We start from the raw sequence: 16,373 nt of genomic DNA on the forward strand, positions 1-16,373 counted from the left end.
AGCTTCGGGAAGAATCGACAAAATTACTCACAACTTTATGAATTTTCTGGCTCGCGTGGCTTAAAAATTTCCTGCAGTACTTCGATTGTTTCATCCTCTGTTAATGGCTCGAAAAACAAATCCCCATAGATTAATAGATCGTGGTGAAGATGCAAACCATCGTCTGTATTCGCTACAGAAGCACTCGTCCCAGTATTTCCTACGTAACCGATGACGGTATGTTCATCAATCGATTCACCGAGTTCTAAACCCTCTGGTATTGAATCCAGGTGAGCAAATCTATTCATAACACCATTATCATATTGCACCCAAACTTGTTTACCACGCAGACGGTCAAGGATATATTCAGGGGTTTCCCCTGCTTCAGCAGCGATATCAAGATCGGCCAGTCGCTCTTCAACTGAACTATATTCTTCAAAATCGTGATCGACGCGGACTACTTTTCCTTCAGCCATCCCATATATCGGTGTATCTGTTGTAATTTCCACCCCTGAAGCGTAATCGTACCAGTCTATGCCTTCATGCACCCCATTACGATAAGCTCGCTCTGCTCCCGGTAAATGGCTGTCTACTGTACTCACTTCAGCATGATCAATCGGCGAGTGTAAAAATGACAAGTAATCAATCATTGTCTCTGCATCCCAAGAGCTTTCGCTCATAACAACTTCATCCTCAGGACCACTTACAGGCACAACTTCAGGTTCAATTTGAAATTGCACAACCTCATCCTCTATTTCATATTCAGTTCCTAAGCCTTTTTCGAGAAACTCAACTGGCAAATACGGGGTTTCATCTTCAAGGATCAAGGTCACTTCCTCTGTAGCCGGATACTCACCGTTATGTTCAAATACTGGTACACCATAAACAAATTCAAATATTTCGTCCTCTTTTTCCAATGTTAATGTTCGATTTAAATCATCATACTTTTTCTCACCATCTAGTGCATCAGCAAGGTCAACCGCTTTTACAACTTCTTTATCATCGATGGTATGCACTACAGTTTGATGCTTCTGCTCCTCGTATTCTGCATCCTCTTGAACTGTATCTTCTCCCTCATCATCTTCAAACTCTGTACTATTTTCCTCTGCCGCTTCGTCTTCTTGATTTACAGTTACCGGCTCATCTTGGCATGCAACCATTGCGAAAGCCCCTGCAAGTAAAGCTGTCCATACTCGCTTCAAAACGTGTCCCAACCTTTCTTAAGCTTCTTCTTCAGCGCGTTCAATATCATCCGGGTCTACAAATTTATAGCCCTTATCCCGCAAACCTTCAATAATTTCAGGCAAAGCTTCAAGTGACCACTCCCGGTCATGCATGAGTAAGTTTGCCCCATCCTGCAACAGTTCAGTTTCCACCATCTGCGCTGCTAAAGGAGCCGCTTCAGTAAACTCCGCAACCCAGTCATATCCATATGTCCAATTCATAGCAAGCATCTGCTCTTCATTCATAATTTGTGCTGAAATATCGGTATTTGCACCGTGAGGCGCACGGAAAAAGTCCGGACGTTCACCTGTTAAATCCTCTAACTTATCACTTAACCCGATGATCTCTTGACGCTGCTCTTCTTCAGTTATATTTTGTAAATTTTGATGTGTCATTGTATGGTTTCCGATTTCAAAACCATAATCTATGATTTCTTCTAACTGCTCAATTCCTTCTTCATCATTTAAAAAATGACCGTTCACAAAAAAGATCGCCGGTACATCATGCTCATGCAGTACCTCTGCCATCTTATGTCCATGCTCATCCGGTGCGTCATCAATTGTCATTAAAACAACATTTTCCGGCGCATCTTCTTTCGGTTGAACCGACCAATTGTTTTCATTTAAAACATACTTAGGTTCAATACTTGTTTCATCTTCTAACTCTTGGTCATTTTCAACTTCTTCTTCAGCTTCTTCGTTCTCTTCGTCTATTTCTTCTTCATCACTTTGTTCCTCATTACTTTCTGTTTCAATATCATCGGCAACCTCATCATTCGTTTCTTCCTCAACTGATGAGTCGCTTTCACTACAAGCAGTCATTATTCCTGTCATTAACGATATTGCCCCTATTGTTCGTATGTATTTACGCATATTTTTCCCCTTCCATAATTTTTCTTCATCTTAACACAAAGAAAAAAATATGTAGAGATTTATAGAAAAAGGTCATAGTTTCAAAATCCCCTTCATCCGTGGTTTTCATCGTATGATTTGTTCAGGATTTAATAAATTTTTTGAAGTATAAAGAGTTTTTTATGCTGTGTAAATTTTGCTGAACCTAAATACCATGTTATAATTAATTTCGTGGTTTTTTGCATACCTAAGTACATCGTCTTTTGAAGAATTTGGTTGATTTTACATACAACCATGCCCGGCCACTTCAGAGGCTGTACTCGTTCGTGGAAACGTCAGGTTTGGTGAGCCTGTCCGTGATCCAAAACAACTATCAAAGTTAAACCATCACGCTACAACTAACGTCATGAAAGGTGGTTATTTGCGTAATGAAGAAGCTGACATCTGTATTTATGATTTCAGTTGTCATTGCCTTCGCTTTCGTTTTATGGGGAGCTATTGCCCCCGGCAATCTTAATGCTGTGACAACTGAAATCCAAGGATTCATATCAACACAACTTGGCTGGTTTTACTTACTGGCCGCGTCAGGTTTTCTAGTCTTCGCTTTATTTCTTATTTTCAGTCCGTACGGGCGCATTAAACTTGGTAAACCTGATGATCAACCCGAATACGGTTACTTAACATGGTTTGCGTTTCTTTTTACAGCCGGTATGGGTATCGGGCTTGTGTTCTGGGGAGCTGCAGAACCACTTTACCATTACTATGCTCCGCCAAGCGGCGACGGGGAAACGACACAGGCCGCCAACGATGCAATGCAGTATTCATTTTTCCACTGGGGACTTCACCCTTGGGCTTTTTATGCTGTTGTGGCACTGGCACTTGCCTACTTTAAATTCCGTCATGATGCACCAGGCGTTGTAAGTGCAACATTTCGTCCTTTAATTGGCGACAAAGTCGACTCCGGCTGGGGCTCGCTGATTAATATCCTTGTTGTTTTTGCGACGATCTTCGGTGTGGCAACGTCACTCGGTTTAGGTACTGCTCAGGTTGGTGCCGGATTAGATCATATTTTTGGTTTTATTACAAATGACATCGGCACCCAGCTGCTGATCATTCTTGCAATCACCATTATGTATATGATTTCATCTCTAACCGGTTTAAACCGCGGCATCAAGTATTTGAGTAGGGCAAACATCATTTTAGCGCTAGGACTGATGGCTTTTGTGCTAATTGTAGGTCCGACCGTAACAATTATGAGTGCGTTCACGACAACGCTTGGAAGCTACTTACAGAACCTTCCGGCAATGAGCTTCAACCTTGAGCCGTTCGGTGCAGAGGGTACATCGGCATGGATTGAAGACTGGACCATTTTCTATTGGGCTTGGTGGCTCTCATGGGCACCTTATGTAGGTACATTTATTGCACGAGTTTCCCGCGGACGTACCATTCGTGAGTTTGTGATCGGTGTACTTGCCGTTCCGACGATTTTTGGTACTCTTTGGTTCGCAACCTTCGGCGGCTCTGCAATTCATTTTGACGGTGTATATGGAGGCGCGTTATATGACACGATGGTAGATGAAGGTGGCGGTGAAGAAGTCGCCCTCTATTCATTACTTGATGTTTTACCTTTATCTGAAATCGTATCAGTCATTGCGGTACTTCTCATTATATCTTTCTTTGTTACATCTGCAGACTCTGCAACCTTTGTACTCGGCATGCAGACGACAAACGGCAGTTTGAACCCACCAGTTTCAGTTAAGTTTATCTGGGGTATTATTCAATCTTCTGCTGCTGCAGTTCTTTTGTATTCCGGTGGTCTCGGTGCATTGCAGACCGCGGCGATCATTTCGGCCCTGCCATTCACAATTATAATGATCTTTATGATCATATCTGTGATCAAATCATTACGACAGGAACGGCCGAATATTCATGCAGAACGCACGAAGCTGCGTGAAGAGCGCGGCCGCTTGAAAGAAGAAAAAGAGCGGTTGAAACGTGAAAAAGCGCAGTTCAAAAAGGAACAAGCACAACTACGTACAACCCGGAAAAATCAACGTCAGCCAAAGCAGAACGAAAGTCAAGATGGCTCTGATGCACCATCTGAAGATGATTCAAAATCTGAAGATGAAAGTTCATCGTCAGATCATGATCCAAAATAATTGAACCTAAATAACCCCCGCTGTAACCCAAACAGCGGGGATTATTTATTCGCTCTACAATATTTGTTGAAGTTTTAGAAAAAAACATATAAAAACACGCAAGCACCAAGATCCTTCAAACTTGAATTATTGAGAAACAAGAGAAAGATAGGAGTTACGTGTATATATATTTTGCCATGTCTATCCCTGGTTTAGAAGAAAAGAAGATAATGAGAACAAAACAGCACCGGCTGCCTTGCCTGTAAAGAGCGGACAAACCGTACACACGGTTACCGCACACAATAAGTCCAACTTCTAGAGGTGTGTGTAACAAACCACCTAGCTATTTTACCGGAAACACCGCTATGCCTGCTCCTGTGAGAAATGGTTTCCTGAATAGAAAACGACACATAAAGAGCCCTTCGATCCTCTACAAACAGAATCGAAGGGCTCTTATTTATTTCTTTATTTAATGTGAACCGGACGACCGATCGCAACTTCTGCTGCTTCCATCGTGATTTCACCCATCGTAGGGTGCGCATGAATAGTCATCGCCAAGTCTTCAGCAGTCATCCCTGCTTCGATTGCAAGGCCTACCTCAGCAATCATATCAGAAGCATTCGGTCCTGCAACTTGTCCTCCAATAACTAAACCATCGTCTTTGCGAGTGACAAGTTTCAAGAAACCATCAGATGCATTTAATGACAAGGCTCTACCGTTTGCCTGAAACGGAAACTTAGAACCAACTGCATCAAAGCCGGCTTCCTTTGCTTCTGCTTCTGTATAACCAACAGAAGCTAGTTCAGGTTCACTGAATGCTACTAGTGGAATACCAAGGTAGTCTACTTCAGAAGCTTCACCGGAGATTACCTCAGCAGCTACTTTACCTTCGTAAGAAGCTTTGTGAGCAAGTGGCGGGCCATCGATGATATCACCAATTGCATAAATATTGCTTACGCTTGTGCGACACTGCTTATCTACCTCAATCAAGCCGTTATCGCTCATTTTCACACCGAGCTGCTCAAGGCCGAGCTCATCGGTGTTCGGCTTACGACCGACACATACAAGTACGTAGTCTGCATCATATGTTTGTTCTTCACCTTTAACTTCTGCAGAAACTTTAACACCACTGTCACTTTCTTCAACACCTGTAGCTTTTGCCTCAGTCGCAAAAGTTACACCTTTTTTCTTTAAAGAACGCTGCACGAGCTGAGCCATCTGCTTTTCAAAACCGGCAAGAATACGAGAGCCACCTTCAAGAACCGTGACTTCTGTCCCAAGGCTCGCGTATGCACCCGCAAGCTCTACACCGATATAGCCGCCGCCGATCACGACAAGTTTCTCAGGAACGTCTTGAAGTTCTAAAGCTTTCGTTGAATCAAGAACGCGATCGCTGTACTTAAATGTCGGAAGTTCGATCGGACGTGAACCTGTAGCAACAATGCAGTTATTAAATTTGTACGTTTGCGAGCTGTATTCGTCTTGAGAAACTTTTACAGTACTATCATCGGAGAAGTAAACCTCACCGTGTACAATGTTGACATTGTTCCCTTTCAACAAACCTTCAACCCCGCCGGTCAATTTCTGCACGACGCTGTTTTTCCATTCCTGTACTTTTGAGAAGTCAAGCTTTGCTCCTTCAGAGGTAATACCCATGTCGTCGTAACCTTCGCTGACGGACTCATATTTGTGGCCTGCTTCAATTAACGCTTTGGATGGAACACAACCTACGTTTAAGCAAACACCGCCAAGGTTCCCCTTTTCAACAATTGTTACTTTTTGACCCAATTGTGCCGCACGAATTGCAGCGACATAGCCACCTGGACCGGCACCTACAACGAGCGTATCAATTTCTTCTGCAAAATCCCCTACTACCATGTTACCCCTCCATTATCATTAATTCAGGATCATTGAGCAAACGCTTCACTTGATTCAAAGCGTTTTGAGCTGTCACACCATCAATAAGACGATGATCATAACTTAAGGATAAAGCAAGCATAGGTCGGCTGACAACTTCCCCGTCACGAACAACAGCTTTTTCTTCAATTCGACCGATGCCAAGTATTGCTACTTCTGGATGATTAATAACCGGTGTGAACCAAGCACCCTGCGCGGAACCAACATTTGAAATTGTGCTTGTACCGCCCTTCATTTCATCAGAACTTAGCTTACCATCGCGTGCTTTAACAGCGAGGTCGTTAATTTCATCTGCAAGCATGAATATTGATTTGCTGTCCGTCCCTCGAACAACCGGCACAACCAAACCTTGATCTGTGTCCGCTGCAATACCAACATTGTAGTAATTTTTATAAACGATTTCCTGGTTTTCATCATCAATTGAAGCATTCAACGCCGGGTATTTGCGCAATGCAGAAGTGTAAGCTTTCACAACGTATGGCAGGTACGTCAACTTAATATCTTGATCAGCTGCTACCGGCTTAAACTTCTTGCGGTTTTCAACAAGGGCACTCACATCAACTTCATCCATATGCGTAACATGCGGTGCTGTGTGCTTAGAGTTCACCATTGCGTTTGCAATTGCTTTACGGATGCCCTTCAATGGTACGCGCTCTTCGTCGCCTGCTGAAGCTGCAGCTGCTGGTGCGCTTTGCGCTGTCTTTTCTTTCTGCTTTTCTTCAGTTGCTGTGTCTTCTTGCTGTGCAGGTGCCTCTGTATCACCGGAAAGGTGCGCGTCAATATCTTCTTTCAAGATACGACCGTTTTTGCCGCTGCCTTTAACTTTATTTATATTGACGTCTTTTTCACGAGCATACTTTCGAACAGTAGGCATCGCAATTACACGCTCGTTATCGCTTTCTTCGGATGCTTCAGCTTCTTCTGCAGCCGGAGCCTCACTAGATTCAGCTGAAGTGCTTTCTTTACTTTCGGAAGTATCTGCTGCTTCAGAGGATTCTTCTTCAGCTTCTTCCTCGCCGCTTCCGTCATCAACTGTTAAGATGACATCTCCTACAACAACTGTCTCTCCTTCACTTGCTTTCAAACTAAGCACAGTACCTTCTACAGGGGACGGGATCTCTACTACAGCTTTGTCGTTTTGGACTTCACAAAGTACATCGTCCTCTTGAACCGTGTCGCCCTCTTTAATCATCCATTTTACAATTTCACCTTCATGAATACCTTCACCAATATCTGGTAGTTCGAATTTATATGCCACGTGCAAGTTCCTCCTTTGTACAATTCAAAATTCATCAATCAGCTGCAGCTGTAAATGCTTTGAATGGAAAAAGACTGCCGTACATAAAGAGGGCGTTCAGCCCAGTGCTGTCATCCCCCTCTTTTGTACCGGCAGCTTAATTAAAAGTTTAGATTTTCTTTCACTTTCTCAATAACGTCGTTTTGATCCGGCAACCATGCATCTTCAGCCGCTGCAAACGGATAAACCGTATCAGGCGATGTCACTCGCATCACAGGTGCTTCTAAGTGCAGGATCGAACGTTCGGTAATTTCGGCAACTACATTGGCTGCAATGCCTGCCTGCTTTTGTGCTTCCTGAACGACAATTGCGCGATTTGTCTTTTCTACAGACGTTGTAATCGTATCAATGTCAAGTGGACTCACTGTACGAAGGTCTACAACTTCAGCTTCAATACCTTCTTCTGCTAAAGCTTCAGCTGCTTTCAAGCATGTGTGCACCATCGCACCGTAACTGACGAGCGTGATATCTTTACCTTCACGCTTAATGTCTGCTTTACCAAGCTCAATTTCATATTCTTCCTCAGGAACTTCGCCGCGGAATGAACGGTAAAGTTTCATATGTTCTAGATAAACGACCGGATCATTGTCACGAATCGCTGAAATCAACAACCCTTTTGCATCATATGGCGTCGATGGAATAACAACCTTCATGCCCGGGGACTGTGCCATTAATCCTTCTAAGCTGTCAGCGTGCAATTCAGGCGTTTTTACACCACCGCCAAACGGTGCACGTACCGTTACCGGTGCATGATAATGACCCCCGGAACGATATCGAAGGCGGGACATTTGACCACTCACACCATCCATAACTTCAAATACGAAGCCAAAGAATTGAATTTCCATGACTGAGCGGAAGCCAGTCAACGATAAGCCAATGGCAAGACCGCCAATACCGGACTCTGCAAGTGGCGTATCATAAACACGGTCTTCACCGAATTCTTCTTGAAGGCCTTCTGTTGCACGGAAAACACCGCCGTTTTGACCTACGTCTTCACCGAACACTTGAACGCTTTCATCATTTTTAAGTTCGGTGCGCATTGCATCTGTGATTGCTTGAATCATTGTCATTTGCGCCATAGCTTACTTCGACTCCTTCGCTCGATATTCATCCATTTGTTCCTGCAGGTTCGCCGGAAGCTCTTCATACATGATGTCGATAAAGTCGGTTACTTTCTGCTTCGGCGTGTCATCTGCTTCTTTGATCGCCGCTTTGATATCTTCTTTTGCCTGCTCAACAATTTCATTTTCTTTTTCTTCACTCCACAAGTTCTTCTCTTCAAGGAATTTGCGGAAGCGAATAAGCGGATCACGCTTCTCCCATTCATCGTTCATGTCTTCTGTACGATAACGGGTTGGATCATCGCCTGCCATTGTATGCGGACCATAACGGTAGCACATTGTTTCAATCAATGTAGGTCCGTTACCATTCAGTGCATTCTCACGCGCTTCTTTTGTCGCTACATAAACAGCCAGTGGATCCATCCCATCTACTTGAATACCGTTGATACCGGCAGCTACAGCTTTTTGAGCAATCGTCTCTGCTGCTGACTGCATTTCAACCGGGACAGAAATTGCGAACTGGTTATTCTGTACAACGAATACAGCTGGTGCATTATAAGCGCCTGCAAAGTTCATGCCCTCATAAAAATCACCTTGAGATGCACCGCCATCACCTGTGTAAGTAATTGCAATGCTGTCAGTCTTCTTCTTCTTCAACCCTAGCGCAACACCAGCGGTTTGAACGATTTGCGCACCGATAATAATCTGTGGCATTAAAACGTTAAGACCATCAGGCATTTGACCGCCTTTAAAGTGGCCACGGGAGAATAAAAACGCTTGATAAAGTGGCAGACCGTGCCATACGATTTGTGGAACATCACGGTACCCTGGAAGAATCCAGTCTTTTTCCTCAAGGGCGTACTGCGAACCAAGCATCGAGGCTTCTTGACCTGCAACAGGTGCATAAAACCCAAGACGACCTTGGCGGTTTAAAGAGATTGCACGCTGGTCCCAGATTCGTGTATAAACCATCCGGTACATTAACTCTTGTAAATCTTCATCAGACAAATCTGGCATTGCATCTTTGTTTACAACTTCACCATTTTCATTCAGAATTTGAAACATTTCAAATTGATTTTCAATCTGCTCTAACGTCTTTGCAGTCACGACGTTCACCTCTTCCTTTCGTTTAAAAAGCTGTTGGTGCTTTTCTGCCTGATCGACAACTTGATTGTGTGCCGTTGGCTACGCTCATTTCTCTCTGCAGTATGCCCGGAAAGTGTGTAACTCATGACGAACTCCATTACTTTGCATACCCGGTTTTACCTAGTTTCAATCCACGGCATAAATAGCTGCACTGTTTCACGAAATGCAAAATCGAAATGGTACAACCCTGGCTCCACTCAACAGTTTACAAGACATAAGAATCATTCGTCAATCCTTGCATAAAAGGGTGATTTGCAAAAAGATCAATTCATGAAATATTCAAAACTTTACACACTGTTATATATCATCTGAAAACAAATATAATACAGACTCTGGAATTGCTTTAAATTCAAGATAAAAAAAAGCCCGACACCGGGCTCTCAACTCTAAACGATATGAATGATAATTAATCCAAAAAGAAATAAACGTTTGAAAGTCATCCGCCTAAAAGGAGGCGTGTATATTATTACTCATTATCTTCGTCTTCAGAAGCGTCGTCTGCCTCTTCATCTTCTTCCGTGATATCGGCGCTGTCTTCTTCATTTTCTTCAGACATCTCACCATCAACGGAGGTATTTTCTGCTTCGCTGCTGTCCGGTGCCTCTGTTTCTTCTACATCAAGTCCTGCTTCTTCATAAAACGCATGCTTTGCTTCATTGTATTGATCAGTATAAGCATTAAATGATTCTTTATCATCAATAATCTGTTGATACGTTTCATTGACTTCTTCAATATGCTCACTTAATTCTTCAATCGTTAAATCATCATCTAAAAACATATGATAAAGTTCACGATCTAAGTCAATCGCGGTTTCATAACCCTCATGCATCGATTCATATGCGCTAAAGCGGCTCTCCATATGATCAACCATTTCCTCAGCCTGTGACCGAACAGCATCTTCTTCTATATCTTCAACCATCTCAGCCGCATTTTCAAACTCATTGTAGCTTGCAGTCAAACTTTCGTACTCTTGTTCAATCCGTTCTTCACGTTCTTCGACCAATTCTTGTGCTTCACGTGCCAACTCTTCAATCTCGTCCATTTCTGCTAACCCGAGCGACAAAATTTCTTGGTAAATTTCGTGTTCTCGCTCTTCTGCTTTTACTAATGGCTGCTGCTGCTCCTCAAACACTTCTTCCATCTCTACAGCTTTTTCTAAATGCTCATGCATTTCCTCAGCTGTACTCGTGCCACAGGCAGTGAGTAACAAGACAGAAGCGAGCAACAATAAGCTTTTAAAACTCTTGATCAACGTCAAACTGATACCTCCTAGTAAACTATGTATCTCTGATGATTGACAAGCAGTAATTACCTATTAATCATAAAACAAACGCGCCGGTTTTTCAATCGAAGGTTTCTAAGCTGCAATTGTTTCTGTGGCATTTTTCATTTCAAACAAATAGGCAGAAGTTGAGCCAAATTGTATCCTCTTGCATAGACTATCGTGTAACCGCCGACAGCCGGCGGATGCTGCTTAAAAAGGAGGACATTGTTATGTACGGCTACGGTTGTTATGATCCTTGCGGGTATGGACACGGACACGGGCACGGGTATCATGGTTATGACCACGGAAAAGGGAAAGGATTTGCGTTAATTGTTGTGCTGTTTATCCTTTTAGTCATTGTCGGCGCTTCAAAATACTACTGCAAATCCTAAAACGTGCTTAAAACCGTGGGTGAACGAGTTAAGTAACATTCGGTAAGTTTTTCTGTCGTGCAAATCGAAAGTTGCTTTAAATATGATCGCCGCTTGGTAGCTGCTTAACTTGCAAATTGAGCAGATGTTTCGCCAAGCGGTGTTTTTTCACGTAGAAAAGCTTATTCTTAAGCAACAATTTTTTCACCCGTGAGAAAATTGTTTTTTGTAATTACTTATGTTTTTGGGTCCTGCTTATCGCTTGTTTGTTACAAATTTGCTATACTATGTCCGATTCTTGAACTATAAATAAAACGACACATTCGAAATTAGAGGTGAAAACCGTGATCACAATGAAAGATATTGTTCGTGAAGGACACCCGGTTCTTCGTGAAGTTGCAGAAGCTGTTGAGCTTCCGCCAACAGAAGAAAACAAAGAAACTTTAGAAGAGATGCTGCAGTTTTTAAAAAACAGCCAAGATCCAGAAACCGCAGAAGCTTATGACCTGCGCTCAGGCGTCGGTTTAGCCGCTCCTCAAATCGGTGTAAAAAAGCGGTTAATTGCTGTTCATTTTACTGATGAAAGAGATGAGCTGTACAGTATGGGGCTCTTTAACCCTAAAATCATCAGTCACTCTGTTGAAGAAACGCACTTAGAAGACGGAGAAGGCTGCTTATCAGTTGACCGGGAAGTTACAGGGATTGTTCCACGCTACAAACGCATAACTGTTGAAGGAACAACGCTTGATGGAGAAAACGTTACTTTACGTCTTCGTAACTTTCCAGCTATTGTTTTCCAACACGAAATTGATCATTTAAACGGTATCATGTTTTATGATCGGATCCCTGATTTTCAGGATGACTTAAAACGCGACCTTCAATAAGATTAAGAAAAAGCGCCGGCAGCTTCCCGGCGCTTTTTTAAAGAAGTTGCAATCTTTCAATCGCTTGGTGGATACCATCCTCTGCTACATCACCGGTTACCAAATCAGCTTCAGCTTTAGCTTCTTGTTTTCCGTTAGCCATGGCAACCCCAATGCCTGCCTCACGAAGCATCTCTATGTCATTTAAACCATCACCAAAAGCAATAACATCATTGATCGTTAAGCCTACATGGCGACTAAGCTCAGCAATCCCTTCTGCTTTTGAGCCAGCCCCTGGCAAAACATCAACAGATGCTTCATGCCAGCGGACAAATCGAAGCTCAGGAAACTGCTCGGCAAAATGCGCTTCCTCATCTACATTACAATACAATAAAGCTTGATTAATTTTCGTCCGGCTCGTTAAAGTTTCTGTTAACGCAGGATACGGAAGCTTTAATTGATGAAGACTCTCTTTAACAACATGATCGCCTGCCACATCTGTATAAAAGCCATCTTTTTCTAAGAAGACCATCGTTAATCCCTTGGTCTGTGCTTCATTATACAGTTTTTTTAATAACGGTAGTGGCAGCGTTTTTTCGGCAATCACTTCGTTGTTATGAACGACGACAGATCCGTTAAAACTAATGTAAGTATCAATATTTAATTCTTGGCGCAGGCTCTCAAACATAAACGGCCCACGCCCGGTGGCAATTGCTACTTCATAACCTGCGCGTTGCAATTGTTGAATTGCAAGCTTAGCCGATGCAGGCACAACCTTTTCATCTGTGTAAAGCGTGCCGTCAATATCAAAACAGAGCAGTTTATTCATATGTTTACCCCTTCACTTAAGATATGTGTGATGTAATTATGCACGATGTTAACGTGTTCGCTCAAGACATATTCAAATTATTCGACTGCAATTTCTGCAGAAGAATTGCGTCTGTTCACAATTTCAGCTATAATTTTCAAATTGGCGTTGTGTTTTAAAAATATTTTTTCTAAAGATGAATCCGTGAAAAACAAAGCGACATGCTTTATAATGTAAAAAGGATATTTTTTGCTAAAGGAGTGTACATGATGATTTATAAAGTATTTTATCAAGATAATTTCAACGAAGTTGCCGTACGCGAAAGAACAAATGCGATGTTTGTTGAAGCTGAAACTGAACGCGAAGTCCGCGAAAAACTAGCCCATAAAAACTACAACATTGAGCACATTGAAAAAGCCCCGGATGCGCTTATTGAATACGAAAAAAATAACAACGAAGACTTTAAAGTGGAAGAGCTGTAAACCATGAAGCAACTAAAAGACCACGAAGTTGCCGTATTCGCTCTCGGTGGGCTCGGAGAAATCGGCAAGAACACGTATGCGATTGAATATAAAGATGAAATTATTGTAATCGATGCCGGCATTATGTTTCCGGAAGATGAGCTTCTCGGCATCGATTATGTCATCCCTGACTATTCTTATTTAATTAAAAATCAAGAAAAAATCAAAGGTGTATTCATTACCCACGGTCACGAAGACCACATCGGCGGCCTTCCTTTCTTTCTTCGTGAACTAAATGTACCCATTTACGGTGGTCGTCTTGCAGTCGGCTTATTGAAAAATAAGCTTGAAGAACACGGCCTGCTCCGCCGGACGACGCTGCATGAAATTACAGATGAAGATGAAGTTATATCCTTTGATAACTTGTCTGTTACTTTCTTCCGCACAACCCACAGCATTCCCGATTCATTCGGTATTGTGGTACGCACCCCTGAAGGCAGCATTGTTCATACCGGAGACTTCAAGTTTGACTTTACACCAGTAGGCGAACCGGCAAATTTAACAAAGATGGCAAAAATCGGCGAAGAGGGTGTACTCTGTCTCCTTTCAGACAGTACAAATAGTGAGATTAGTGAGTTCACTATGTCCGAACGGACGGTTGGAAAAAGCATTAATAACATCTTCCAGGAAGTTAACGGACGGGTCATTTTTGCTACTTTCGCATCTAACATTCACCGACTGCAGCAGGTAGTAGAAGCATCTGTTACACACGGCCGCAAAGTTTGTGTGTTCGGCCGCAGTATGGAAGCAGCAATTACGATCGGTCAGGAGCTTGGCTACATCCACGCACCAAAGGATACTTTCGTAGAGCCTAACCAACTGAACCGACTGCCAAATGATGAAGTAACAATTTTATGTACAGGCAGTCAAGGTGAGCCAATGGCTGCATTGTCCCGGATTGCATTCGGCACACATCGCCAGATTCAAATTGTACCGGATGACACTGTTGTGTTTTCCAGCTCACCTATCCCAGGTAACACAACAAGTGTTTATAAAACAATTAACCAGTTGTTCCGCGCAGGAGCTAATGTGATACATGGTTCATTGAACGATATTCATACATCTGGACACGGCGGCCAAGAAGAACAAAAACTGATGCTGCGACTTATGAAACCTAAATATTTCTTTCCAATTCACGGTGAATACCGGATGCTCGTCAACCATAATAAATTGGCTGTCGACTGTGGTGTTGAACCGGAAAACTGCTTTGTTATGGAAAACGGTGAAGTATTAACACTCTCCCAAAACGAAGCCAAGAAGAATGGCAAAGTACCTTCAGGTTCGGTCTATGTTGATGGACACGGCATTGGGGATATCGGCAATATCGTTCTACGCGACCGCCGCATATTATCTGAAGAAGGTTTAGTGATTGTTGTGGTCAGCCTGGATATGAAAAACTTTCAGGTTGCTGCCGGACCGGATATCATTTCGCGCGGCTTCGTCTATATGCGCGAATCAAGCGATTTAATTAATGATGCGCAAGAAAGACTTGCAAAGCACTTAAATCAAGAAGTCATGAAAAACCAAACGACACAATGGTCTGAGATTAAAAACGAGATTATCGATGTTTTATCACCATATTTATACGAAAAGACAAAACGTAAACCGATGATCCTGCCAATCATTATGGAAGTTTGATTCAAAAAAAGCGCGGCTCACAAATGAATGTGAGCCGCGCTTTTTTTGTTAGTCCATCCAATGATTTTCAAGTCTATTAATATCTTGATTTGCCCCGAGCACAATAATTACATCATTCTGCTGAATCGTTTCATCCGGCAGCGGCGAAACGATCATATCGTCTCCTCGTTTAATCGCAAGAATACTACTACCGTACTTTTCACGAAAGTCCAAATCATAAATGGTTTCCCCGGCAATGGTAGAACCGGCGACCAATTCAGAAATACTGTATTCATCAGATAACTCCAAATGGTCAAGCACATTTTCACTAACAACATTATGTGCAATACGCACTCCAATATCACGTTCAGGGTGGACAATTTCATCTGCACCGATACGTTCGAGCACCTTTTCGTGGTAATCGTTTTGCGCTTTTACTGTAATATGTTCAACACCCATTTCTTCGAGCATTAATGTTGTTAAAATGCTTGCCTGGATATTATCACCAATCGCCACAATGACGTGATCAAAATTACGGATGCCTAAGCTTTTCAAGGCTTTTTCGTCTGTCGTATCTGCAATTGCTGCCTGTGTTACATCTGGTGCAAACTCATTTACTTTTTCCTCATCCATATCGATCGCTAAAACTTCCATTCCTTCAGCCACAAGGGATTTACAGATGCTTCCCCCGAAGCGGCCAAGGCCGATCACTGCAAATTGTTTTTTCATAAATCTTCCCCCTCTTTTCCTAACACCAATTGTACAATGGATCTTTTTAAAACCAAAGCGCCGCTTTTTAAACACATCAGTGCACAAAAAAGCCTGGGCAACCCCAGGCTGAGCATTCATGAATTTGGATCTTGTTTTTGCTTATCAAGCACACGGTTCACACGCTTTGTTAACATTTTCATACCGCCGCCTCCTGCTTGAAAATGGCGGAGTTCACCATCTTTATCAAACACGTAGTAAGCCGGTACATACTCGTTTGCAAAAGCATCTGTTAATTTATGATCATTATCTACAAACGTGGGCTGCGTGATGCCGTACGTATTTACATTTTCTTTAATCGTCTCAAGGTCTAAATCTTTTTCTGAGCGCGGCATGTGAACAGAAATGACGTTTAAATCTTCACTGTATTCATCACGAAACTCATTAATACTTGGCATGGATTCTTTGCACATGCCGCAGCTCACCGACCAAAAGTGAATTAATGTCGGCTTTTCCCCAATCAATTCATCTTTATTTACTTCACCGTTCAACCACATCGTTGCCCCTTCAAGATTAGGCATTTCGGAACGAAGTTTCATCCCCATATT

Annotated in this window: 15 protein-coding genes; 5 read left to right on the top strand and 10 right to left on the bottom strand. The window is 42.6% G+C overall.

The features are described from left to right. Nucleotides 1–35 precede the first annotated feature (35 nt). Entirely contained in the window at nt 36–1,181 is a 1,146-nt protein-coding gene (locus B0H94_RS02000) for a stalk domain-containing protein (RefSeq protein WP_146139898.1), read from the bottom strand. Nucleotides 1,182–1,199: 18 nt separating this feature from the next. Continuing rightward, entirely contained in the window at nt 1,200–2,036 is an 837-nt protein-coding gene (locus B0H94_RS02005; protein ID WP_245893874.1) for a polysaccharide deacetylase family protein, read from the bottom strand. Between the two features lie 446 nt (nt 2,037–2,482). Here B0H94_RS02005 and B0H94_RS02010 point away from each other — a divergent pair, with 446 nt between their 5' ends. Next, the gene (locus B0H94_RS02010) at nt 2,483–4,213 is read left to right on the top strand and encodes a glycine betaine uptake BCCT transporter (RefSeq protein ID WP_106587570.1); all 1,731 of its coding nucleotides are present in this window, start codon (nt 2,483–2,485) and stop codon (nt 4,211–4,213) included. 444 nt (nt 4,214–4,657) lie between these two features. On the opposite strand, the gene lpdA is transcribed toward B0H94_RS02010, so the two are convergent. From lpdA to B0H94_RS02035, 5 genes are all read right to left on the bottom strand, one after another. Continuing rightward, a complete protein-coding gene (gene lpdA / locus B0H94_RS02015) occupies nt 4,658–6,070 on the bottom strand; it encodes a dihydrolipoyl dehydrogenase (RefSeq protein ID WP_106587571.1) in 1,413 nt (470 codons plus the stop codon). A gap of 1 nt (nt 6,071) precedes the next feature. After that, on the bottom strand, nt 6,072–7,367 hold the full coding sequence (locus B0H94_RS02020) for a dihydrolipoamide acetyltransferase family protein (RefSeq protein ID WP_106587572.1): 1,296 nt from the start codon (nt 7,365–7,367) through the stop codon (nt 6,072–6,074). A 140-nt stretch (nt 7,368–7,507) separates the two neighbouring features. Next, nucleotides 7,508–8,485 carry an alpha-ketoacid dehydrogenase subunit beta gene (locus tag B0H94_RS02025; protein ID WP_106587573.1) on the bottom strand — a complete coding sequence of 326 codons (978 nt, stop codon included), beginning with the start codon at nt 8,483–8,485 and terminating at the stop codon, nt 7,508–7,510. A gap of 3 nt (nt 8,486–8,488) precedes the next feature. After that, on the bottom strand, nt 8,489–9,532 hold the full coding sequence (pdhA, locus tag B0H94_RS02030; protein WP_106587724.1) for a pyruvate dehydrogenase (acetyl-transferring) E1 component subunit alpha: 1,044 nt from the start codon (nt 9,530–9,532) through the stop codon (nt 8,489–8,491). A gap of 547 nt (nt 9,533–10,079) precedes the next feature. Further along, nucleotides 10,080–10,871 carry a YkyA family protein gene (locus tag B0H94_RS02035; RefSeq protein WP_181315213.1) on the bottom strand — a complete coding sequence of 264 codons (792 nt, stop codon included), beginning with the start codon at nt 10,869–10,871 and terminating at the stop codon, nt 10,080–10,082. 236 nt (nt 10,872–11,107) lie between these two features. On the opposite strand from B0H94_RS02035, the gene B0H94_RS02040 reads away from it, so the two are divergent. Beyond that, nucleotides 11,108–11,269 (top strand): YjcZ family sporulation protein, encoded by a 162-nt coding sequence (locus B0H94_RS02040; RefSeq protein ID WP_106587575.1) that lies wholly within the window; start codon nt 11,108–11,110, stop codon nt 11,267–11,269. Nucleotides 11,270–11,592: 323 nt separating this feature from the next. Then, nucleotides 11,593–12,132, top strand: a complete 540-nt coding sequence (gene def, locus B0H94_RS02045; RefSeq protein ID WP_106587576.1) for a peptide deformylase — start codon at nt 11,593–11,595, stop codon at nt 12,130–12,132. 37 nt (nt 12,133–12,169) lie between these two features. Here def and B0H94_RS02050 read toward each other — a convergent pair whose 3' ends face one another. Beyond that, nucleotides 12,170–12,940: a Cof-type HAD-IIB family hydrolase gene (locus B0H94_RS02050; protein ID WP_106587577.1), complete on the bottom strand. Its 771-nt coding sequence runs from the start codon at nt 12,938–12,940 to the stop codon at nt 12,170–12,172. A gap of 248 nt (nt 12,941–13,188) precedes the next feature. On the opposite strand from B0H94_RS02050, the gene B0H94_RS02055 reads away from it, so the two are divergent. Both B0H94_RS02055 and rnjA read left to right on the top strand, forming a co-directional pair. After that, nucleotides 13,189–13,401 carry a DNA-dependent RNA polymerase subunit epsilon gene (locus tag B0H94_RS02055; RefSeq protein ID WP_106587578.1) on the top strand — a complete coding sequence of 71 codons (213 nt, stop codon included), beginning with the start codon at nt 13,189–13,191 and terminating at the stop codon, nt 13,399–13,401. Between the two features lie 3 nt (nt 13,402–13,404). Next, nucleotides 13,405–15,078: a ribonuclease J1 gene (rnjA, locus tag B0H94_RS02060; protein WP_106587579.1), complete on the top strand. Its 1,674-nt coding sequence runs from the start codon at nt 13,405–13,407 to the stop codon at nt 15,076–15,078. A 48-nt stretch (nt 15,079–15,126) separates the two neighbouring features. Here rnjA and B0H94_RS02065 read toward each other — a convergent pair whose 3' ends face one another. Both B0H94_RS02065 and B0H94_RS02070 read right to left on the bottom strand, forming a co-directional pair. Further along, nucleotides 15,127–15,786, bottom strand: coding sequence for a potassium channel family protein (locus B0H94_RS02065; RefSeq protein WP_106587580.1), 660 nt, complete (start codon nt 15,784–15,786; stop codon nt 15,127–15,129). Between the two features lie 116 nt (nt 15,787–15,902). Then, nucleotides 15,903–16,370, bottom strand: a complete 468-nt coding sequence (locus B0H94_RS02070) for a TlpA family protein disulfide reductase (protein ID WP_106587581.1) — start codon at nt 16,368–16,370, stop codon at nt 15,903–15,905. Nucleotides 16,371–16,373: the final 3 nt, after the last annotated feature.

It is taken from the genome of Salsuginibacillus halophilus (genome assembly GCF_003014715.1).
Lineage (GTDB): Bacteria > Bacillota > Bacilli > Bacillales > Marinococcaceae > Salsuginibacillus > Salsuginibacillus halophilus.